This is a genomic window from Elioraea sp. Yellowstone, assembly GCF_006704265.1.
Taxonomy (GTDB): Bacteria; Pseudomonadota; Alphaproteobacteria; order Acetobacterales; family Acetobacteraceae; genus Elioraea.
Map to the genome: position 1 here is coordinate 23722 of NZ_VIKA01000014.1, position 18551 is coordinate 42272.

Genomic DNA, 18551 nt, shown 5'->3' on the forward strand with positions numbered 1-18551 from the left:
AGCGGCCGCGCAAGATCGTCGGCCTGCCAATCCGACGGGAGATCGCGACGATGCGAAAGCTGGCCCTCGCCTCCGCCCTTGCCGCGCTGTCGGCCGGATCCGCCGCAGCCCAGCCTTCCGGCACCATGACGCTGATGGCCTATTCCGGCATCTTCCAGGACAACTACACCGCCGTCGTGATCGATCCGTTCAAGGCGAGGCATCCCGGCCTCGAGGTGACGTATTTCGGCCCCGGCACGTCCTCGCAGATGCTCGGCCTCCTGCGCAGCCAGCGCTCCTCGCCGCAGACCGACGTCGTCATCATGGACACCACCACCGCCGCGATCGCCTGCCGCGAGGGGCTCGTGGAGAAGCTCACCCCCGCCGAGATGCCGGTGCTGGACGAGCTCGTCCCGCTCGCGCGCGAGGCCGGCGGCGAGTGCGGGCCGGCCGTCACCTTCGACCATTTCGTGATCGTCTACGACAGCACCAAGGTCACCCCGCCGCCGACCAGCCTGAAGGCGCTGTGGGACGAGAGGTGGCGCGGCCGGCTCTCGGTCTCGGCGCCGCCGAACATCCAGGGGCTGGTGCTGACCGCGATCGTCGAGCGGATGGAAGGCGGCGACTACCGCCGGGGCGTCGACCGCGCGATCGCCAGGCTGCGCGAACTCGCGCCGCTGGTGCAGACCTTCAACCCGACCCCGGACGGCTACAGCCTGATCCTGAACGACCAGGTGACCTTCGCCACCGGCTGGAACGCGCGCGCCCAGCTCTACCACGACCAGTCGAACGGGCGGATCGGCGTGATGCTCCCCGAGGAGGGTACCGCGTTCCAGATCAACACGATCAACGTGGTCGCGAACGGGCCGAACCGCGCGGCCGCCCGCGCCTTCGTCAGCCACGCGCTCAGCGCCGAGGCGCAGGCCGCGTTCACCGACCGCATGTTCTACGGGCCGACGAACGCCAGGGCCGCACCGAAGCCTGAGGCGCTGGCGCGCACCGCCGTCGATCCACGCTATCGCGACCGCGTCATCCCGCTCGACTGGAACGACATCGTGCGGCTGCGCGACGCCTGGAACAACCGCTGGCGCCGCGAGGTGATCGCCGCCGGCGCGCGCTGACCGGACCCGTGGCGGAGCTTGCGCTCGCGGGCCTGAGCAAGCGCTACGGCGAGGGCCCGCCGGCCGTGGACGCGCTCGATCTCGCCGTCGCCGAGGGCGAGTTCCTCGCCCTGCTCGGCCCCTCCGGCTGCGGCAAGACGACCACCTTGCGCATCGTCGCCGGGCTGGTGCCGCCCGATGCCGGCACGGTCCGCCTCGGCGGGCACGACATCACCGCCCTGCCGGTGCACCGTCGCGACATCGGTCTCGTGTTCCAGTCCTACGCCCTCTTCCCGCACATGACGGCCGCCGGCAATGTCGGCTTCGGGCTGGAGATGCGCGGACTGCCGCGCGCCGAGCGCGACCGGCGCGTGGCCGAGGCGCTCAGGCTGGTGCGGCTCGAGGAGCTGGGCCATCGCCGCCCGCGCGAACTCTCCGGCGGGCAGCAGCAGCGCGTCGCACTCGCGCGCGCGATCGCGATCCGCCCCAGCCTGCTGCTGCTCGACGAGTGCCTCTCCAACCTCGACGCCAAGCTGCGCGAGGAGATGCGCGGCGAGATCCGCGACATCCAGCGCGCGGCCGGCATCACGGCGGTGTTCGTCACGCATGACCAGACCGAGGCGCTGGCGATCTGCGACCGGGTGGCGGTGATGCGCGAGGGACGCATCGAGCAGATCGGCACGCCGGAGGAGGTGTACGAGCGGCCGGAGACGCCCTTCGTCGCCGGCTTCCTCGGCCGGATGAACAGGATCGCCGCACCGGTCGCGACCGTGCGCGGGAGGCTGCCATCGGGCCATGTCGCGATGGTGCGGCCGCACCGCGTGCGCATCCTGCGCGACGGCGCCGATCCGCGCGGCGCGGAGAACCGCGCGGACGGCACGGTGCGGCGCATCACCTATATCGGCGACGTCGTGCAGGTGGAGGTGGAGACGCCGCTCGGCCGGCTCGCGGCCGAGGTCTCGGGCGCCGCGCCCGAATGGCGCGGCCTCGGCCCCGGCGCGCCGGTCGGCCTCGCCTGGGCGGCGGCCGACACGCTGGTGTTCCCGGTCCGGGCATGACGCCGCGCCTCCTGCCCTGGCTGCTGCTCGCCCCGGCGCTCGTCGCGCTGTCGCTGGTGTTCGTGCTGCCGATCGCTTGGCTGTTCCGCATCTCGCTCAACATCTCCGAAGGCTCGGGCGCGATGGTGGAGGCGGTCGCGCTCGACAGCTACGCGACGCTGTTCGCCGACGACTTCACCTGGGCGCTGACCGCGAACTCCTTCCGGCTTGCCGCCACGGCGAGCACCGGCGCGGTGCTGCTCGGCTATCCGATCGCGCTGTTCCTGTTCCGGACCAGGAGCCGCTTCCGCCCGCTGCTCGCGATCCTCGCGGTGGCACCGCTGATGGTCTCGGGGGTGGCGCGCGTGGTCGGCTGGCTGGTCGTGCTGGGCGACCAGGGGCTCGTGAACGCGGCGCTGATCGGGCTCGGCCTGGTCGAGCGGCCGGTGCCGCTGATCAACAACTGGGACGGGGTGGCGATCGGGCTGACCGAGAGCGTCATGCCCTACGTGATCCTGTCGCTGCTCGCCGGCTTCGGCCGGCTCGACCGCAGCGTCGAGGAGGCGGCGGCCACGCTCGGCGCGCCGCCCTGGCGCGTGTTCCTGCGCATCACCCTGCCGCTCTCGCTGCCCGGCGTGGTGCTCGGCTGGCTGATCGGCTTCGTCCTCGCGATGAGCGCCTTCGTCACCCCGCGCCTGCTCGGCGGCGGACGGGTGTTCGTGCTCGCGACCGAGATCTACGACCTCGCCCTCGAATCCGTCGACTGGCCCGCCGCGGCGGCGCTGGCGATGTACGCGCTGGCGCTTCTGCTGCTGGTGCTTGCCGCCTACACGGCGCTCACCCGCAGGATCGCGCACTGATGCTGTTCCGCGCGCTCGTGTTCTGCGGCTATGCCTTCCTGCTCGCGCCCGGCGTGTTCGTCTTCGCGATCGCCTTCTCCTCCGACCGCTTCCTGACCTTCCCGCCGCCCGGGCTCTCGCTGCGCTGGTTCGTCGCACTCTGGCAGCACGAGGGGCTGATGGGCGCGATGCAGCGGAGCGCGATCCTGGCGAGCGTCGTCACCCTGCTCGCGCTCGCGATCGGCGTGCCTGCGGCCTATGCGATCGCGCGGCTGCGCTTCCCGGGCCGCGAGGCGGTATTCAGCGCGCTCACCGCGCCGCTCCTCCTGCCGACGCTGGTGCTCGGCCTCGGGATCCTGCTCGTCTTCTTCCCCTTCGGCCTCGCCGCCACGTGGCCGGGGCTGGCGATCGCCCATCTCGCCGTGACGCTGCCCTTCGTGGTGCGCATCATGGCGACTGCGCTCGCCACCCTGCCGGCCGATCTGGAGGATGCGGCCGCGACACTCGGCGCGCCGCCGCTCACGGTCGTCCGCCGCGTCACCCTGCCGCTCGCGCTGCCGGGCCTGATCGCCTCGGGCGCGCTCACCTTCCTGATCAGCTTCGACGAGGTGGTGATCTCGCTCTTCATCGCCGGCCCGCGCCTCTCCACCCTGCCGGTCGCGATGTACCGCTACGTCGAGGGCAACACCGACCCGCTGGTCGCCGCGCTCGCGGTGGTGCTGATCGTCTTCTCGCTCGCCATCGTGCTGCTGGTCGAGCGGCTGCTCGGGTTCATGCGCGCCGTGGGACGCTAGGGAGAGCAACGATGCCGAAGTACGAGATCGGGCCGATGCCGGAGCCGCTGCCCGCGGCGCTCGTGGCGAAGCTGGAACAGGTCGAGACCGCCACGGTCGGCCACTGGCGCCACTGGGGCTTCATGGATCGCGGCATCCAGCCGCTCCTGCGCGAGAAGCGCATCGCCGGCGTGGCGGTCACGCTCGCGATCCCGGGCCCCGACTCGACGCTGCTGCACCATGCGCTCGGCCTCCTGCGCCCGGGCGACGTGCTGGTGGTCGACCGGCTGGGCGACGACCGCCACGCCTGCTGGGGCGGCGGCGTGACGGTCGCGGCCAAGGCCGCCGGCGCGAAGGCCGGGATCGTCGACGGCCCCTGCACCGACCTCACCGAGATCCGCGACAGCGACTTCCCGGTCTGGTGCCGCGGCCTGGCGCCCATCACCACGCGGCTCTACGACCTCGGCGGGCGGCTCAACAAGCCGGTCTCCTGCGGCGGCGTCGCGGTGATGCCGGGGGACGTGATCCTGGCCGACGAGTCGGGCGTGCTGGTGCTGCCGCGCGAGGAGGCCGAGGACGAGGCGGAGGCGGCGATCGCGCGCCAGGCGCGCGGGCTCGCGAGCCAGGAGAAGGTGAGGGCCGGGGCCAAGCTGGGCGACCTCTCGGGCGCCACGGCGAAGGTGAAGGCCGCGCTCGGCGGCTGAGTGGAGCCTCGCCCGGGCGCGCGGTCGCAGCGCCACGGAATCCGGCTTGCGCCGTGGCGGCGAATGCGTCACGTGAACCGGACCGTCACGGCATCGGGAGCGGGCCTTGGAGAAGAAGACCCAGATCAATCTCTGGTACCTGCTTGCTGCGGTGTTCGCGGTCCTGGTGATCCAGGACTTCTTCCAGGCAGCCCGCCAGACCGAGACCATCCCCTATTCCGAGTTCAAGCGCCTGGTCGCCGAAGGCAAGGTGGCGGAGGCGGTGGTCGGTCCGACCACCATCACCGGCCGTTTCAAGGAGCCGCAGCAGGGACGGCCCTTCTTCGTCACCCAGCGCGTCGACGAGTCCCTGGCGGAGGACCTGGTCCAAGGCGGCGTGACCTTCACCGGCGCGGTGCAGAGCACGTTCCTGACGACGCTGCTGTCCTGGGTCGTTCCCGCGCTGGTGTTCTTCGGGTTGTGGTTCTTCCTGATCCGCCGCTTCGCCGACAAGGCCGGCTTCGGTGGCATGATGACCATCGGCAAGTCGAAGGCGAAGGTCTATGTCGAGAAGAACACCGGCGTGACCTTCGCCGATGTCGCCGGCGCCGACGAGGCCAAGGCGGAGCTCGAGGAGATCGTCGCCTTCCTGAAGGACCCTGAAGCATCGGGACAGCTCGGCGCGCGGCCGCCCAAGGGCGTGCTGCTGGTCGGCCCCCCCGGCACCGGCAAGACGCTGCTGGCGCGCGCGGTGGCCGGCGAGGCGGGCGTGCCGTTCTTCTCGATCTCCGGCTCCGAGTTCGTCGAGATGTTCGTGGGCGTCGGTGCCGCGCGGGTGCGCGACCTCTTCGAGCAGGCGCGCAAGGCCGCCCCTTGCATCATCTTCATCGACGAGCTCGACGCGCTCGGCCGGGCCCGCACGGCAGGCCCCGTCAGCGGCGGCTACGACGAGAAGGAGCAGACGCTGAACCAGCTCCTGGTCGAGCTCGACGGCTTCGATCCCTCGGTCGGGATCATCGTGCTCGCCGCCACCAACCGGCCGGAGATCCTCGATCCGGCGCTGACCCGCGCCGGGCGCTTCGACCGCCAGGTCGCGATCGACCGGCCGGACCGCAAGGGCAGGCGCGACATCCTCGCCGTGCATGTGCGCAAGGTGAAGCTCGCACCGGATGTCGATCTCGACCAGATCGCCGCCCTGACCCCCGGCTTCACCGGCGCCGACATCGCCAATCTTGTCAACGAGGCCGCACTCGCCGCGACGCGGGCGAAGCGCGGCGCGATCACCATGGACGACTTCACCGTGGCGGTGGAGCGCATCGTCGCCGGGATCGAGCGGCGGTCGCGGCTGATGAACGAGGAGGAGCGCCGGCGCGTCGCCTATCACGAACTCGGCCATGCGCTGGTCGCGCTGTCGATCCCCGGCGCGGATCCGGTGCACAAGGTCTCGATCATCCCGCGCGGCGTCGGCGCGCTCGGCTACACGCTGCAGCGGCCGACCGAGGACCGCTTCCTGCTGACCGAGCGCGAGCTGAAGACGCGCATGGCCGTGCTGCTGGGCGGCCGTGCGGCCGAGGACCTCGTGTTCGGCGAGGTCTCCACCGGCGCGCAGGACGACCTGATGCGCGCGACCGAGATCGCGCGCGGCATGGTGACGCGCTACGGCATGGTCGACCGCCTGGGCGAGGTCGCCTACGAGACCGAGACCAGCCGCTTCCTCGGCTTGCCGATCGAGGGGGGCGGGCGGCGCTTCTCGGAGGCGACCGCGCGCGAGATCGACCTGGCGGTGAAGGATCTGGTCGCCGAGGCGCATGCGCGCGCGAGGGCCATCCTGGCCGAGCGGCGGACCGAGCTCGACCGGCTGGCGGAGCGGCTGCTCGAGCGCGAGACGCTCGGGCCGGAGGATCTGCCGCCGCCGACCGCTTCCCGCGGCGCCGCAGGCACGTCATCCTGAGGATGCACAGCGCGCCGGCGGAGCCGAGCATGACCGAGACCATCGTCGCCTACGGGCTCTCGACCGAGGGCCCCTGCGAGCCGGCCGCCCTCGAACGCGAACTCGCGCTGTTCGCCGAGTCCGGCTGCACCGCGGCCGAGATCTCCCTGCAGAACAGCCTCGCCGTGCATGCCGGGCGGGTGAACGGGCCGGAGGTGGAGCGGCTGGCGGCGGTGCTGCGGCGCTTCCCGCTGCGCTACACGGCGCACGGCCCCCTCGGCATGAACCTGATGGATGCGGCGCATCACGATCTGCACGTCGCCGTGTGCCGGGCGATGATCGAGGCGACGGCGGCGCTCGGCGCGACCGTGCTGGTGGTGCATGGCGGCGTCTGGGAGCACGGCCTCGCGCCGGCGGAGGTCGAGCGGCGCAAGCGGATGGAGGTCGAGGCGCTGCGCGCGCTCGGCGATGTGGCCGCGCGGCACGGCGTGATGCTCGCCTTCGAGAACCTGCCGCCCCTGCCGCACATCCCGGAGACGCACGATGCCTGGGGCATCGCCGCGCAGGTCGAGGCGGTCGGGCATCCGAATGTCGGCGCCACACTCGACATCGGCCATGCGGCGATGATGGCGACGGCGAAGCAGCAGGATCTCGCCGCCAGCATCGCGGCGATGGCGCCGCATGTGGTGCATCTGCACCTGCAGGACCAGTGCGGGCGCCTCGACACGATCCGCCTGCCGGGAACCGGCGAGAAGCTCGCCTACGGGACCGGCGACCTGCATGCCCCGCCCGGCTGGGGCGACATCCCCCTGGAGCGGCTCCTCGCCGGCTTCGCGCCGCGGGCCGGGACCGTGATGATCTACGAGCTCTCGGAGAGGTTCTTCCGCTTCGTGCCCGAGACCGCGGCGGCGCTGCGGCGCCTCGCGGCGAGAGTGGGAACGGCGCGTCAGGCGGCCTGATGCCCCGCGGCCGCGGTCGAGGGGCCGGCCGCCGACGCGTGAGGCGCTGCGGCGGCTGCGGCGAGCGCGCAGATGCGGCGGATCAGCGCGGCAACGCCGTTGCCGCGATTGGCCGAGAGGTTGCCGATCAGGTCCATCTCCTTGAGGAAGCCGCCGGCATCGGCTGCGAGGATTTCCTCCGGGGTGCGGCCCGAGTAGATGCGCAGCAGCATCGCGACCAGGCCCTGGACGATCGCGGCGTCCGAGGCGCCGGCGAGCCAGAGCCGCCCGTCGGCCATACGGGAATCGAGCCAGACCTGGCTCTGGCAGCCTTCGACCCTGCGCGACGGCTCCCGCCACGCGGCCGGAAAGGCCGGCAGGGCGCGGCCCCAGTCGATCACCTGCTCGTAGCGGTCCAGCCAGTCCTCGAAGAAGGCGAGCTCCTCCTTCAGCGCGGCGATGGCCTCGGCCGCACTGGCTTCGGCGGGCGTGACGTAGGGAGCGTCCATGCGGCGAAGATGGCGGTTCTCGGCACGCGCTCAAGTGCTTTCCCGTCCCGCGTGCCCGCGTCGGCGGACCGGCCCCCCGCAGGGCACGCGGCGCCGCATGCCGACCGTCCACCCCATGCTCAGTACGCCATCCAGCCGCCGTCCACCATCAGCACCTCGCCGGTGATGTAGGTCGCCTCGTCGGAGGCGAGGAACAGCGCGGCATTGGCGACGTCCTCGCTGCGGCCGAGCCGCGGCCAGGGCGTGCGTGCGCGCGAGTAGTCGAGCCAGCGCGGCTCCACCGCGCGGCCGGTCTTGCCCGTCAGGATCTTGCCCGGCGCCACCGCGTTGCAGACGATCCCCTCCTTGGCATAGTCGACCGCGATCTGGCGCGTGATGTAGTTCGTGCCCGCCTTGGCCACGCCGTAGGCGACGTCCTCGGGCGCGGCGACCATGCCGTGCTGGCTGCCGATGTTGACGATGCGTCCGCGCACGCCGTCCTCGTTCGCCGCCTGGGTCAGCATCTGGCGCACGGCGGCGCGGCTCATCAGGAACACGCCGGTCAGACCGACCGCGAGGGTTTCGTTCCACTGATCGAGCGTCGTGTCGGTCAGCCGGCCGCCGCGCGTGCCGCCGATCGCATTGTTGACCAGGATGTCGAGGCGGCCGAAGCGCTCCACGGCCAAGGCCACCGCCGCCTCGGCATCCGCTTCCGCTGCGACGTCGGTGCGGTGGAACAGCACCGCACGCCCCTCGCGCTCGAGCACCGAGCGGGTCGGCTCACCACCCTCCCGGACCGTCTCAGTGATGTCCGCGATCACCACGATCGCGCCCTCGCGCGCGAAGCGCAGCGCGATCGCCCGGCCGATGCCCGAAGCGCCGCCCGTCACCAGCGCGACCTTCCCGAGCAGCCGATCCGCCATGACGTCTCCCCCGATGCTTGAACCGTATGCGCCAGAGTCGCATGTTCGCGGCATGGACACCACCGCGGAGGCGCCGCCGATCGTCCCGGATCCCGCCGATCCGCGCCTGACCCGGCGCGTGCGCGGGATCGACCACACGGGCGCGCCGGTGGAGACCAGCGTCACCGTGGAGCGGCCGCTGACGCTGTTCCTGAACGGGCAGGAGATCGTCACGATGATGACGATCGGCGACTACCCGGAGTATCTCGCGCTCGGCTACCTCCTGAACCAGAACATGCTGCGCCCGGACGACGAGGTGACGGGCGTCGAGTACGACGCCGAGCTCGAGGTGGTGGTGGTGCGCACCGCGCGCACGACCGACTACCAGGAGAAGCTCAGGAAGAAGACGCTCACCTCGGGCTGCGCCCAGGGCACCGCGTTCGGCGACCTGATGGAGCGCTTCGAACGCGTGCGGCTGCCCGAGGCGGAGCTGCGCACCTCCTGGCTCTACCGCCTCACCCACGCGATCAACACCATGCCCAGCCTCTATCTCGAGGCCGGCGCCATCCACGGCTGCGTGCTCTGCCGCGAGGACCGGCCGCTCGTCTACATGGAGGATGTCGGCCGGCACAACGCGGTGGACAAGATCGCCGGCTACATGTTTCGATACAAGATCGATCCGGCGGACAAGATCTTCTACACCACCGGCAGGCTCACCTCCGAGATGGTGATCAAGACCGTGCAGATGGGCATTCCGATCCTGGTGAGCCGGTCGGGCTTCACCGCCTGGGGGGTGGAGCTCGCGCGCCAGGCCGGGCTGACACTGATCGGACGCGCGCGCGGCAAGCGCTTCCTCGCCCTCTCGGGCGAGCACCGCATCGTCTTCGACCTCGACCCCGCCCATGTCGAGGAGGAGAGTGCGAAGCACCGGCGCAAGGGATCGCGTGACGACGCGTGAGCACCCGCCCACGCTCGGCGTCCTGCTCGCCGGCGGGCTCGCGCGGCGCATGGGCGGCGGCGACAAGGGGCTGAAGCGGATCGGCGGCGAGACGATCATCGCCCGCGTGATCGCCCGGCTCGGCCCGCAATGCGCCGGGCTCATCGTCAACGCGAACGGCGATCCCGCCCGACTTGCCTTTCTCGGCCTGCCGGTGGTGCCGGACGACGTGCCGGGCTTCGCGGGCCCGCTCGCGGGCGTGCTCGCCGCGCTCGACTGGGCCGCGCGCGAACTATCCGCCATCGAATGGGTGGCGAGCGCGCCGACCGACTGTCCGTTCCTGCCGCGCGACCTCGTGGCCCGGCTGCACGCCGCGCGCAGGGCCGCGAACGTCCCCCTCGCCTGCGCGCGCTCGGGCGGCCGGACCCACCCGCCCGTCGGGCTCTGGCCGGTGGCCTTGCGGGCCGATCTGCGCCGCGCGCTGACAGTGGAGAACGAGCGCAAGATCGACCGCTGGACCGCGCGCCACGGCATCGCCTGCGCCGACTGGGAAGCCACACCCGTCGATCCCTTCTTCAACGCCAACACACCCGAGGACCTCGCCGAGGCGGAGGCGCTGCTCGCCGCCCATGCCGACCCGTAGCCTGCACAGAGGCTTGAAATTCCTCGCGGAACGTCCCATGACATGCGGCAGGGCAAGGGAGCGATGGGCCAGCCATGAAAGCCTTCATCGTCGCCGTGATCGTCGCCGTGGCACTCGCGGTGGGCGGGTGGTACGTGCTGGACAATCAGTTCCAGCAGAACGCGCAGAACGCGTTCTCCACCTCGAGCGTGCGCCTCTGACGCCGGCTACAGCAGCTCGCTGAACGGCAGGAACGCGACCGTCTCGCCGGGCGCGAGGGTGGTCGTCGTCTCGCCGAGCTCCACCAGACCGTCGGTCTCCACGAGCGAGGAGAGCAGGCCGGCGCCTTCGCGCGGGAAGTTGCGCGCCTCGGGGACGCCGTCCGCGCCGGTGGCGAGACTTGCGCGCACATACTCCCGCCGCCCGGCCTTCTTGCGGTAGCGGAACCCCGCGCGCACCGGGAAGCGGAGCGGCGGCGGCGCTGCCCCGCCCGCGAGCAGCAGCGCGAGCGGGCGGACGATGTGCACGAAGGTGACCACCACCGCCACCGGGTTGCCCGGCAGCCCGGCGAAGGCGGTTCCGCCGACCTGGCCGAGGGCGACCGGCCGGCCGGGCTTGATCGCGAGACGCCAGAAGAACAGCGACCCGGCCGCCTCCACCGCGGCCTTGACGTGGTCCTCCTCGCCGGTGGAGACGCCGCCCGAGGTCAGCAGGAGGTCATGCGCCGGCGCGGCCGCAGCGAGCGCCTCGGCGACCGCGGCGCGCGAGTCCGGCAGGATGCCGAGATCGGTCACGGCGCAGCCGAGCCGTGTCAGCGCGGCGTGCAGGGTGAAGCGGTTGCTGTCGTACACCTTCAGCGGCGGCAGGGGCGCGCCCGGCGGTGCAAGCTCGTCGCCGGTGGAGAACAGCGCCACGCGCAGCCGCGTGCGCACCGCGAGCGTGTCGCGCCCAAGGGCGGCCGCCATGCCGACATCCTGGGGACGCAAGAGCCGCCCCGCCGGCAGCGCGGTCGCGCCCGCGCGCACGTCCTCGCCGGCCGAGCGCGCATTCGCCCCGCGCTTGAGTCCGGCCGGCAACCGCACGCGGCCATCGGGCAGCAGCACGGCGTCCTCCTGCATCATCACCGTGTCCGCGCCCTCGGGCATGGGTGCGCCGGTGAAGATGCGGATCGCCTCGCCCGGCCGGATCGGCCGGGCGAGCGCCCCCCCGGCCGGCACACGCCCGCCCACCCGCAGGATGGTCTCGGCGTCGGGCGCGAGGTCGGCGTGGCGCAGCGCGTAGCCGTCCACCGCGCTGTTGGCGAAGGGCGGCAGGTCGACCGGCGCCACCAGGTCCTCGGCGAGGATGCGCCCGACCGCCGCATGCAGCGGCACCTGCTCGATGCCGGTGACCGGCCCGAGACGCACGCGCAGTTCCGCGACCGCCACATCCACCGGCAGGAGCGCGGCCCCAAAGGCGAAGCAGTCGTCCGAGAGCTGGGCCACGCGCGTCAGCCCGCCGCGCGCGCGGGCAGCCCGATGCCGACCGCGCGCAGCACGAAGCCGGCGATCGCCTCGACGTCGTCGAGGCCGAAGCGCGGCAGCGGGCAGCCGGGCATCTCGCCGTCCGAGGCGACCGCGAGGATCTGCGGATCCTCGGGGTAGAGCGGCGCCTTGCCGGTGACCGCGCGCCAGACCTCGAGCTTCGGGTGCGGGTTGCGCTTGAAGCCCTCGACCAGGACGAGATCGACCGGGCTCATCCGCGCCAGCAGCTCCGGCAGGCTGGGCTCGGGTACGCCGCGCAGCTCGTGCATCAGCGCCCAGCGATTGGCCGAGCCGATCAGCACCTCGGTGGCGCCCGCGCGACGGTGCTCGTAGCTGTCCTTGCCCGGCCGATCGACGTCGAAGCCGTGATGCGCATGCTTCACGGTGGAGACGGTGAGGCCGCGCGCGACCAGCGCCGGGATCAGGCGCACGAGCAGCGTGGTCTTGCCCGAGCCCGACCAGCCGGTGATGCCGAACACCTTCACGGCGCAACACAACGGCCGGCGGACAGGGCCCGCCGGCCGTTCCTCCCGGCGCCTGCGCGGATCAGTCGGCGCCGGCGCTGCGGGCCCCCGGCGGCGCCGCGGCGGCGCGCCCGCCGCTCATCATCTCGTCCACCCACAGGCTGTGGTGCTCCTTCGCCCAGTTGAGATCGACCCGGCCCGTGCCCATGGCGGCGAAGGCGCCCTCCATGCCGAGCGAGCCGATATAGATATGGGCGAGGATGATCGCGATCATCACCAGCGCGATGATGCCGTGCAACTGGATGGCAAGCTGCATGCCGGCGATGTCGGTGGCCCAGAACTGGAACGGGAACATCATGATGTAGCCGGTGACCGCGATCGCGGCACCGCCCAGCACCACCGACCAGAAGATCAGCTTCTGTCCCGCGTTGAACTTGCGCGCCGGCGGATGGCCATGGCCGATCAGCCCGCCGCCCTCGGCGAACCAGCGCGCATCGGTCGCGGAGGGCAGGTTGTCCTTGATCCAGAGCACCAGCATCAGCGCGACGCCGAGGGTGAAGGGGAAGGACAGGTAGTTGTGCGCGACCTTGGCGAGCTCCGACCACGCGGTGAAGGCGTCGGGCCCGATCAGCGGCAGCAGCAGCTCGCGCCCGAAGGTGATGTTGAGCCCGGTGATGCCGAGCACGATGAAGGTCGAGGCGGTGAGCCAGTGCGCGAAGCGCTCGACCCCGTTGAAGCGCTGGATGGTGCGCCCCGAGGGGCCGGCCTCGATGCGGATCGTGCCGCGCACCAGGTAGAAGATCGCCAGCACCGCCAGCATCCCGAGGATGGCGATGCCGCCGATCCACTTCATGGTGGAGCGCCAGAAGTCCTGGAAGTCGCGGCCTGCGGGCTGGATCAGCGTGGCCGCGCGCCGATCGGGGATGGTGACGCGGCCTTGCACGTTGCCCTGGAGGTAGTTGAACAGCATCTGTTCGGTTGCCGCCGGCGGCGCGGCGGGCTGCTGCTGTGCGGCCGCCTCCGGCGCAGTCGCCGTCGCGGCCGCGAGACCGATCCCGACCCCCAGCACCAGCGCGACGAGGGCCGTGCGCAGCCGGGTCCTGATGCCCATCATCCGGTGTCCTCCCGCGGGAAGAATGCCGGCGGCGGGGGGACGCCCCGCCGCCCTCGCTCCGGCCCGGGCCTCAGCCCGCGACCATGTCCTTGTAGGCCGTGCGCCAGCCCCACGCGCCCGAACCGTAGCCGCGCGTGGTCACGCGCTCGGCGTAGATCTGGGCGATGATGTCGCCGTCGCCGGCGAGCAGGGCCTTGGTCGAGCACATCTCGGCGCAGAGCGGCAGCTTGCCCTCGGCGAGGCGGTTCGAGCCGTACTTCGCATATTCGGCAGGCGTGCTGTCGGCTTCCGGACCGCCGGCGCAGTAGGTGCACTTGTCCATCTTGCCGCGGCTGCCGAAGTTGCCGAGCCGCGGATACTGCGGCGCCCCGAACGGGCAGGCGTAGAAGCAGTAGCCGCAGCCGATGCACAGATCCTTGGAGTGCAGCACCACCCCGTCGGCCGTGGTGTAGAAGCAGTCGACCGGGCAGACCGCCGCGCAAGGCGCGTCGGTGCAGTGCATGCACGCCATCGAGATCGAGCGCTCGCCCGGCTTGCCGTCGTTGATCGTGACGACGCGCCGGCGGTTGATGCCCCAGGGCACCTCGTGCTCGTTCTTGCACGCCGTGACGCAGGCATTGCACTCGATGCAACGGTCCGCGTCGCAGAGGAACTTCATGCGGGCCATGATGCTCTCTCCTCCCTAGCCCTTCACGCCGCCCGCACCTGGCAGAGCGTGCATTTGGCCTCCTGCATCGAGGTGACCGGGTCGTAGCCGTAGGTCGTGACCGTGTTCACGCTCTCGCCGAGCACGATCGGGTCGGTGCCCGGCGGATACTTGCCGCGCTGATCCTCCTGCATGAAGTGGCCGGCGAAGTGGAACGGCATCCACACCACGCCGCGGCCGACGCGTTCGGTGACCAGCGCCTTGACGCGGATGAACCGGTCGCGCGGCATCTCCGGCCCCTGCACCAGCACCCAGGCGCCGTCGACGATGTTGCGCTCCGCCGCGTCCGCCGGATTGATCTCGATGAAGCTCTCCTGCTGGAGCTCGGCGAGCCACTTGTTCGAGCGCGTCTCCTCGCCGCCGCCCTCGTACTCGACCAGGCGGCCGGAGCTGATCACCAGGGGGAAGTCGCGCGCGATGTTGCGCTCGACCGCCTGCTTCTGGACCGTGTGGCCGATGTTCGGCACGCGGTGGGCGACGAAGTTGTCGCGGGTCGGATACTTCGCCACCAGATCGGGCCGCGGCGTGTAGATCGGCTCGCGGTGCACCGGGATCGGATCGGGCAGGTTCCAGGCATTCGCCCGCGCCTTGCCGTTGCCGAACGGGATGCAGCCGTGCTCGAGCGCGACCCGCTGGATGCCGCCCGAGAGGTCGGTCGCCCAGGAGACCGTATCGGGGTTGTTGCCGCCGATGCGCAGGATCGTCTCCAGCTCGGCCTGGGTGAGATCCTTGTCCCAGCCGAGTCTCTTCAGCACGCCGTAGGTGAACTGCGGATAGCCGTCCTGGATCTCCGAGCCCTTGGAGTAGCTGCCCTCGGCGAGCAGGGTCTGGCCGTTGTGCTCGACGCCGAAGCGCGCGCGGAACGTGCCGCCGCCATCCTTGACGTGCAGATTGGTGTTGTAGAGCTGGTGCGTGCCCGGATGGCGGTACTCGGGCTTGCCCCAGCAGGGCCAGGGCAGCCCGTAGTAGTCGCCGCGCACCTCCTCGGGCGCGTCCGGCCCGGCGCGCAGCGTCACCAGGTCGAAGTGCTTCTGGTGGCGCATATGCGCCTTCAGCCGCTCGGGCGACTGGCCGCAATAGCCGGTCGACCAGCCGCCGGCGTTGATCTCGCGCAGGACGCTCTCGGCCACCGGCTCCTTGCCCTTCACCTCGATGTTCTTGAACATCTCGGAGGCGAAGCCGAGCTTCTCGGCGAGCCGGTAGAGCACCTCGTAGTCGTTCCTGCTCTCGAAGATCGGCTTGACGATCTGTTCGCCCCACTGCAGCGAACGGTTCGAGGCGGTGCGGCTGCCGGAGCACTCGAACTGCGTGCAGATCGGCAGCAGGTAGGTGCCCTCGCGCCGTTCGGCCAGCACCGCGAAGGTGGTGGGATGCGGATCGGCGACCACCAGAAGGTCGAGCTTGGCGAGCGCCTTGGCCGCCTCCGGCATGCGGGTGACCGTGTTGCCGCCGTGGCCGAACACCACCATGCCGCGCAGGTTCGGCTGGTCGCGCAGCTCGCCCTCGGGCAGCAGCGTGGCGTCGAGATAGCGGGTCGAGGTGATGCCCGCCGTCTCCATCAGCTTCTTGCGCGCCGCCTCGTCCGCGCCGGCCTTGCCGAAGCGGTCACGCAGATACTCGTACGAGACGTTCCAGACCCGGCCCCAGTGCCGCCAGGCGCCCTCGTCGAGCCCGTAGTAGAGCGGCAGCGTGGTGTTGTCGACGCCGAGATCGGTGGCACCCTGCACGTTGCAGTGGCCGCGGAAGATGTTCGCCCCGGTGCCGGGCGCGCCCACGTTGCCGGTGGCGAGCAGCAGGATGCAGGCGGCGCGCACGTTCGCCGTGCCGACCGTCTTCTGCGTCATGCCCATGCACCAGACGAGCGTGGCCGGCTTCTGCTTGGCGAACATCTCCGCCACCTTGCGGAGCTGCGCGCCCGGCACGCCGGTGACGCGCTCTACCTCGTCCGGGGTCCACTTCGCGACTTCCTTGCGGACGTCGTCCATGCCGTACACCCGCTGGCGGATGAACTCCTTGTCCTCCCAGCCGTTCTCGAAGATGTGCCAGAGGATGCCCCAGAGGGTCGGGATGTCGGTGCCGGGGCGGATGCGCACATACTCGGTCGCGTGCGCGGCCGTGCGGGTGAAGCGCGGCTCGATCACGACGAAGTTGGCGCGGTTCTTCTCCTTGCCCTGCAGCAGGTGCTGCAGGCTGACCGGGTGCGCCTCGGCGGGGTTGCCGCCCATGATGACGATGGTCTTGGAGTTGCGGATGTCGTTGTAGGAGTTGGTCTGCGCGCCGTAGCCCCAGGTGTTGGCCACCCCCGCCACCGTGGTCGAGTGGCAGATGCGCGCCTGGTGGTCGACGTTGTTGGTGCCCCAGAACGCCGCGAACTTGCGGAACAGGTAGGCGCCCTCGTTCGAGAACTTGGCCGAGCCGAGGAAGAAGATCCCGTCCGGCCCCGCCTCCTCGCGGATCTTCAGCATGCGGTCGCCGATCTCGTTGATCGCCTGATCCCACGAGATCCGTTGCCACTGCCCGCCGGCCAGCTTCATCGGGTACTTCAGCCGGCGGTCGCCATGCACGAGTTCGCGCACCGATGCGCCCTTGGCGCAGTGCGTGCCCCGGTTGATCGGGCTGTCCCAGGCCGGCTCCTGGCCGACCCAGACGCCGTTCTGCACCTCGGCGACCACCGTGCAGCCGACCGAGCAATGCGTGCAGATGTTCCTGCGCACCTCCACCGGCACGCCGGGCTGCATCGGCCCGGCCTCGGCGCGCTTCACCGTGCCGGCCGCGAGCCCGGCGACCGCGGCGAGCCCGCCCGCGGCGACGCCGGAGCGGCGCAGGAAGGCGCGCCGGTCGAGCGCGCCGGCGGAGAAGGATGCGAAGGCCTGGGCGAGACCGCCGCGGGCCCGGCTTGCGTCACTGCGCTTGATCAGCATCGGACTTCCTCCCTGTCTCCCGCCTCAGCGCTCGTAGCGGTTGGTGCGATAGAAGGCCTGCACATGCGCCGAGTTCGCCTGGTAGCGGGCCTTGCGGGCCTCCTCCCGGCTCTCGCGCGCGGCTGCGCCCGTCGCCCCGGCGATCGGCAGCGTCGCCGCCGCGGCGCCGGCGGCGCCGAGCGTGCGCAGGAAGCGCCGGCGTGCCCCGGCCTCGTTCGTCTGCTTCGTCATTCCCGTCGCTCCCTTTCCAACCCTCCGTCACGCGCCGGCCTTACGCCGGCAGCGCGAAGGCCTCCGTTTCGATCGCGATGAACGCGCGCCCCAGCCGGCCGACCGCGCGGTAGAACCGCGCCGCCCGGGCCTCCTCGAGGTCACCGAAGAACCGTTCCGCCCACGGGCCGATATGGCGCTCGAAGAAACGCCGGTCCTGGCCGGGCGCGCCGTCGCCGAGGCTGCCCTCGATCAGCCCCGCCATCACCTCGCAGAGCATCGCGATGTGGTCCTCGGGTTCGGCGACGCCTTCGGCGCGGGTGATCCCGAGCGCAGCCAGGTCGCCGCGCAGCTTGGCGAGCGGCCGCTCGTGCAGGAACCCGGTCAGGTAGTAGCTGGCATAGGGCAGGAGCTCGCCGCGGCCGAGGCCGATGAAGAGGTCGTGGAACTCGCGTTCCACCGTCTCCGCTCGCGCCTCGCGCGCCGCCGCCGCGAGCGCGTCGAGCGCTTCGCCGAGACGCGTCCCGTCCCCGCCGAGCGCGCCAATCCGGCCGAGCAGCCCGGCATCCGCCGGGCGCGCGAGCAGCAGGCCGAGCAGCGCGTAGACGCGCGCACGGCCCACTTCGGTCTCGCGATCCAGACCAGACGCCGCAGGATGGATCCCGACGTCCACCGTTCCCGAACGCTCCGTCCGTCGTGTCCGTCCGCTTTCCGGACACCCGTCTTGCCGCCAACTCTATGACAGGATCTCGGGCCTTTCCAAGCACATTGGCGTTGGGTCGCGGGCGGATGGGGAAGGGTATCAGACCGGCATGGCGCCGCCGTGGCGCGGACGGGAAGGCGGCGGCGGCGCCTGCTCCTCCGTCGCGGTTGCGGCCCGCGGGTCGGCAGCGGCCGGCGCGGCAGCCGCTGGGAGTTCCGCAGGTGCCGATGCCACGGCCTGGCCGTCGGCAAGCCGGCCCGGCTCCGATTCGTCCGATTCGGACTCGGGCGCGCCCGCCGCCGCCCGCTCCGCCGCAGCCGGACGCGGTGCGGGCGAGAACAGCCTCTCCGCGAGCGCACGGATCTCCGGCCCCTCGCCGATCCCGTCCACGAAGTCGGGCACGCCGCCGGGCGTGTTCCAGTCCCAGCCGTAGTCCACCGGACCGATGAAGTCGCGGATCGCCGGATCGAGCGACCAGACGCGCCTGAGCGCGGCGTTGCGCAGGCCGACCGGCACGCCCTTGCGCAGGAAGGCGGTGATGTCGCTCTCCGCCGTGAGGTCCTCGATGCGCGGCAGGGCGCTGAGGTCCACCGCCTCCTCGGCTGCGGCCGCCGCGCCTTCCGGCGGCGGCAAGGGGGTCTCGGCCGGCGGCGCCTCGGCAGGCGGCTCGGCCGGCGCCGCG

At 71.7% G+C, this 18551-nt stretch carries 20 protein-coding genes; 10 read left to right on the forward strand and 10 right to left on the reverse strand.

The genetic code is table 11. From position 1 onward, the window contains the following. Positions 1-50 precede the first annotated feature (50 nt). From FK498_RS04020 to FK498_RS04050, 7 genes are all read left to right on the forward strand, one after another. Positions 51-1100, forward strand: coding sequence for an ABC transporter substrate-binding protein (locus tag FK498_RS04020; RefSeq protein WP_141851770.1), 1050 nt, complete (start codon positions 51-53; stop codon positions 1098-1100). An 8-nt stretch (positions 1101-1108) separates the two neighbouring features. Beyond that, positions 1109-2137: an ABC transporter ATP-binding protein gene (locus tag FK498_RS04025; protein ID WP_141851772.1), complete on the forward strand. Its 1029-nt coding sequence runs from the start codon at positions 1109-1111 to the stop codon at positions 2135-2137. Then, entirely contained in the window at positions 2134-2976 is an 843-nt protein-coding gene (locus FK498_RS04030; protein ID WP_141851774.1) for an ABC transporter permease, read from the forward strand. The genes FK498_RS04025 and FK498_RS04030 overlap by 4 nt, the downstream gene beginning before the upstream one ends. Beyond that, positions 2976-3749, forward strand: a complete 774-nt coding sequence (locus FK498_RS04035) for an ABC transporter permease (RefSeq protein WP_141851776.1) — start codon at positions 2976-2978, stop codon at positions 3747-3749. The genes FK498_RS04030 and FK498_RS04035 overlap by 1 nt, the downstream gene beginning before the upstream one ends. 11 nt (positions 3750-3760) lie before the next feature. Further along, on the forward strand, positions 3761-4432 hold the full coding sequence (locus FK498_RS04040) for an RraA family protein (RefSeq protein WP_141851778.1): 672 nt from the start codon (positions 3761-3763) through the stop codon (positions 4430-4432). Between the two features lie 106 nt (positions 4433-4538). Then, complete coding sequence (gene ftsH / locus FK498_RS04045) at positions 4539-6362, forward strand: ATP-dependent zinc metalloprotease FtsH (RefSeq protein WP_141851780.1); 1824 nt, start codon at positions 4539-4541, stop codon at positions 6360-6362. A 29-nt stretch (positions 6363-6391) separates the two neighbouring features. Then, entirely contained in the window at positions 6392-7300 is a 909-nt protein-coding gene (locus FK498_RS04050) for a sugar phosphate isomerase/epimerase (protein ID WP_161988304.1), read from the forward strand. On the opposite strand, the gene FK498_RS04055 is transcribed toward FK498_RS04050, so the two are convergent. Together FK498_RS04055 and FK498_RS04060 are read right to left on the reverse strand one after the other, a co-directional pair. Then, entirely contained in the window at positions 7288-7788 is a 501-nt protein-coding gene (locus FK498_RS04055; RefSeq protein ID WP_141851784.1) for a SufE family protein, read from the reverse strand. The genes FK498_RS04050 and FK498_RS04055 overlap by 13 nt on opposite strands. A 119-nt stretch (positions 7789-7907) precedes the next feature. Beyond that, the gene (locus FK498_RS04060; protein WP_141851786.1) at positions 7908-8690 is read right to left on the reverse strand and encodes an SDR family NAD(P)-dependent oxidoreductase; all 783 of its coding nucleotides are present in this window, start codon (positions 8688-8690) and stop codon (positions 7908-7910) included. Between the two features lie 52 nt (positions 8691-8742). Here FK498_RS04060 and FK498_RS04065 point away from each other — a divergent pair, with 52 nt between their 5' ends. The 3 genes from FK498_RS04065 to FK498_RS20095 all read left to right on the forward strand — a co-directional run bounded on the left by FK498_RS04065 (position 8743) and on the right by FK498_RS20095 (position 10449). Next, complete coding sequence (locus FK498_RS04065; protein WP_141851788.1) at positions 8743-9627, forward strand: formate dehydrogenase accessory sulfurtransferase FdhD; 885 nt, start codon at positions 8743-8745, stop codon at positions 9625-9627. Further along, positions 9614-10249 carry a molybdenum cofactor guanylyltransferase MobA gene (mobA, locus tag FK498_RS04070; RefSeq protein WP_370510873.1) on the forward strand — a complete coding sequence of 212 codons (636 nt, stop codon included), beginning with the start codon at positions 9614-9616 and terminating at the stop codon, positions 10247-10249. The genes FK498_RS04065 and mobA overlap by 14 nt, the downstream gene beginning before the upstream one ends. Positions 10250-10323: 74 nt before the next feature. Beyond that, positions 10324-10449, forward strand: coding sequence for a hypothetical protein (locus tag FK498_RS20095; RefSeq protein ID WP_255581470.1), 126 nt, complete (start codon positions 10324-10326; stop codon positions 10447-10449). Between the two features lie 6 nt (positions 10450-10455). On the opposite strand, the gene glp is transcribed toward FK498_RS20095, so the two are convergent. The 8 genes from glp to FK498_RS04110 all read right to left on the reverse strand — a co-directional run. Then, positions 10456-11712, reverse strand: a complete 1257-nt coding sequence (gene glp, locus FK498_RS04075) for a gephyrin-like molybdotransferase Glp (protein WP_141851792.1) — start codon at positions 11710-11712, stop codon at positions 10456-10458. A 5-nt stretch (positions 11713-11717) separates the two neighbouring features. After that, entirely contained in the window at positions 11718-12236 is a 519-nt protein-coding gene (gene mobB, locus FK498_RS04080) for a molybdopterin-guanine dinucleotide biosynthesis protein B (RefSeq protein WP_141851794.1), read from the reverse strand. Positions 12237-12297: 61 nt separating this feature from the next. After that, a complete protein-coding gene (locus tag FK498_RS04085) occupies positions 12298-13326 on the reverse strand; it encodes a formate dehydrogenase subunit gamma (RefSeq protein ID WP_237560824.1) in 1029 nt (342 codons plus the stop codon). Positions 13327-13399: 73 nt separating this feature from the next. Beyond that, the gene (gene fdh3B, locus FK498_RS04090; protein ID WP_141851798.1) at positions 13400-13996 is read right to left on the reverse strand and encodes a formate dehydrogenase FDH3 subunit beta; all 597 of its coding nucleotides are present in this window, start codon (positions 13994-13996) and stop codon (positions 13400-13402) included. A gap of 23 nt (positions 13997-14019) precedes the next feature. After that, positions 14020-16956 carry a formate dehydrogenase subunit alpha gene (locus FK498_RS04095; protein ID WP_141851800.1) on the reverse strand — a complete coding sequence of 979 codons (2937 nt, stop codon included), beginning with the start codon at positions 16954-16956 and terminating at the stop codon, positions 14020-14022. A 24-nt stretch (positions 16957-16980) separates the two neighbouring features. Further along, positions 16981-17187, reverse strand: a complete 207-nt coding sequence (locus FK498_RS04100; protein ID WP_141851802.1) for a hypothetical protein — start codon at positions 17185-17187, stop codon at positions 16981-16983. A gap of 40 nt (positions 17188-17227) precedes the next feature. Continuing rightward, entirely contained in the window at positions 17228-17839 is a 612-nt protein-coding gene (locus tag FK498_RS04105) for a molecular chaperone (RefSeq protein WP_141851804.1), read from the reverse strand. A gap of 129 nt (positions 17840-17968) precedes the next feature. Further along, positions 17969-18551, reverse strand: a 583-nt coding sequence (locus tag FK498_RS04110) for a DUF3306 domain-containing protein (RefSeq protein ID WP_141851806.1), incomplete at its 5' end; no start/stop codon positions are given.

Coding starts and splice junctions, on each gene's coding strand:
- FK498_RS04020 (WP_141851770.1), top strand. CDS start 51: ATGCGAAAGCTGGCCCTCGCCTCCGCCCTTGCCGCGCTGTCGGCCGGA.
- FK498_RS04050 (WP_161988304.1), top strand. CDS start 6,392: ATGACCGAGACCATCGTCGCCTACGGGCTCTCGACCGAGGGCCCCTGC.
- FK498_RS04035 (WP_141851776.1), top strand. CDS start 2,976: ATGCTGTTCCGCGCGCTCGTGTTCTGCGGCTATGCCTTCCTGCTCGCG.
- FK498_RS04100 (WP_141851802.1), bottom strand. CDS start 17,187: ATGACGAAGCAGACGAACGAGGCCGGGGCACGCCGGCGCTTCCTGCGC.
- FK498_RS04085 (WP_237560824.1), bottom strand. CDS start 13,326: ATGGGCATCAGGACCCGGCTGCGCACGGCCCTCGTCGCGCTGGTGCTG.
- FK498_RS04095 (WP_141851800.1), bottom strand. CDS start 16,956: ATGCTGATCAAGCGCAGTGACGCAAGCCGGGCCCGCGGCGGTCTCGCC.
- FK498_RS20095 (WP_255581470.1), top strand. CDS start 10,324: ATGAAAGCCTTCATCGTCGCCGTGATCGTCGCCGTGGCACTCGCGGTG.
- FK498_RS04040 (WP_141851778.1), top strand. CDS start 3,761: ATGCCGAAGTACGAGATCGGGCCGATGCCGGAGCCGCTGCCCGCGGCG.
- fdh3B (WP_141851798.1), bottom strand. CDS start 13,996: ATGGCCCGCATGAAGTTCCTCTGCGACGCGGACCGTTGCATCGAGTGC.
- FK498_RS04065 (WP_141851788.1), top strand. CDS start 8,743: ATGGACACCACCGCGGAGGCGCCGCCGATCGTCCCGGATCCCGCCGAT.
- FK498_RS04060 (WP_141851786.1), bottom strand. CDS start 8,690: ATGGCGGATCGGCTGCTCGGGAAGGTCGCGCTGGTGACGGGCGGCGCT.
- FK498_RS04030 (WP_141851774.1), top strand. CDS start 2,134: ATGACGCCGCGCCTCCTGCCCTGGCTGCTGCTCGCCCCGGCGCTCGTC.
- FK498_RS04055 (WP_141851784.1), bottom strand. CDS start 7,788: ATGGACGCTCCCTACGTCACGCCCGCCGAAGCCAGTGCGGCCGAGGCC.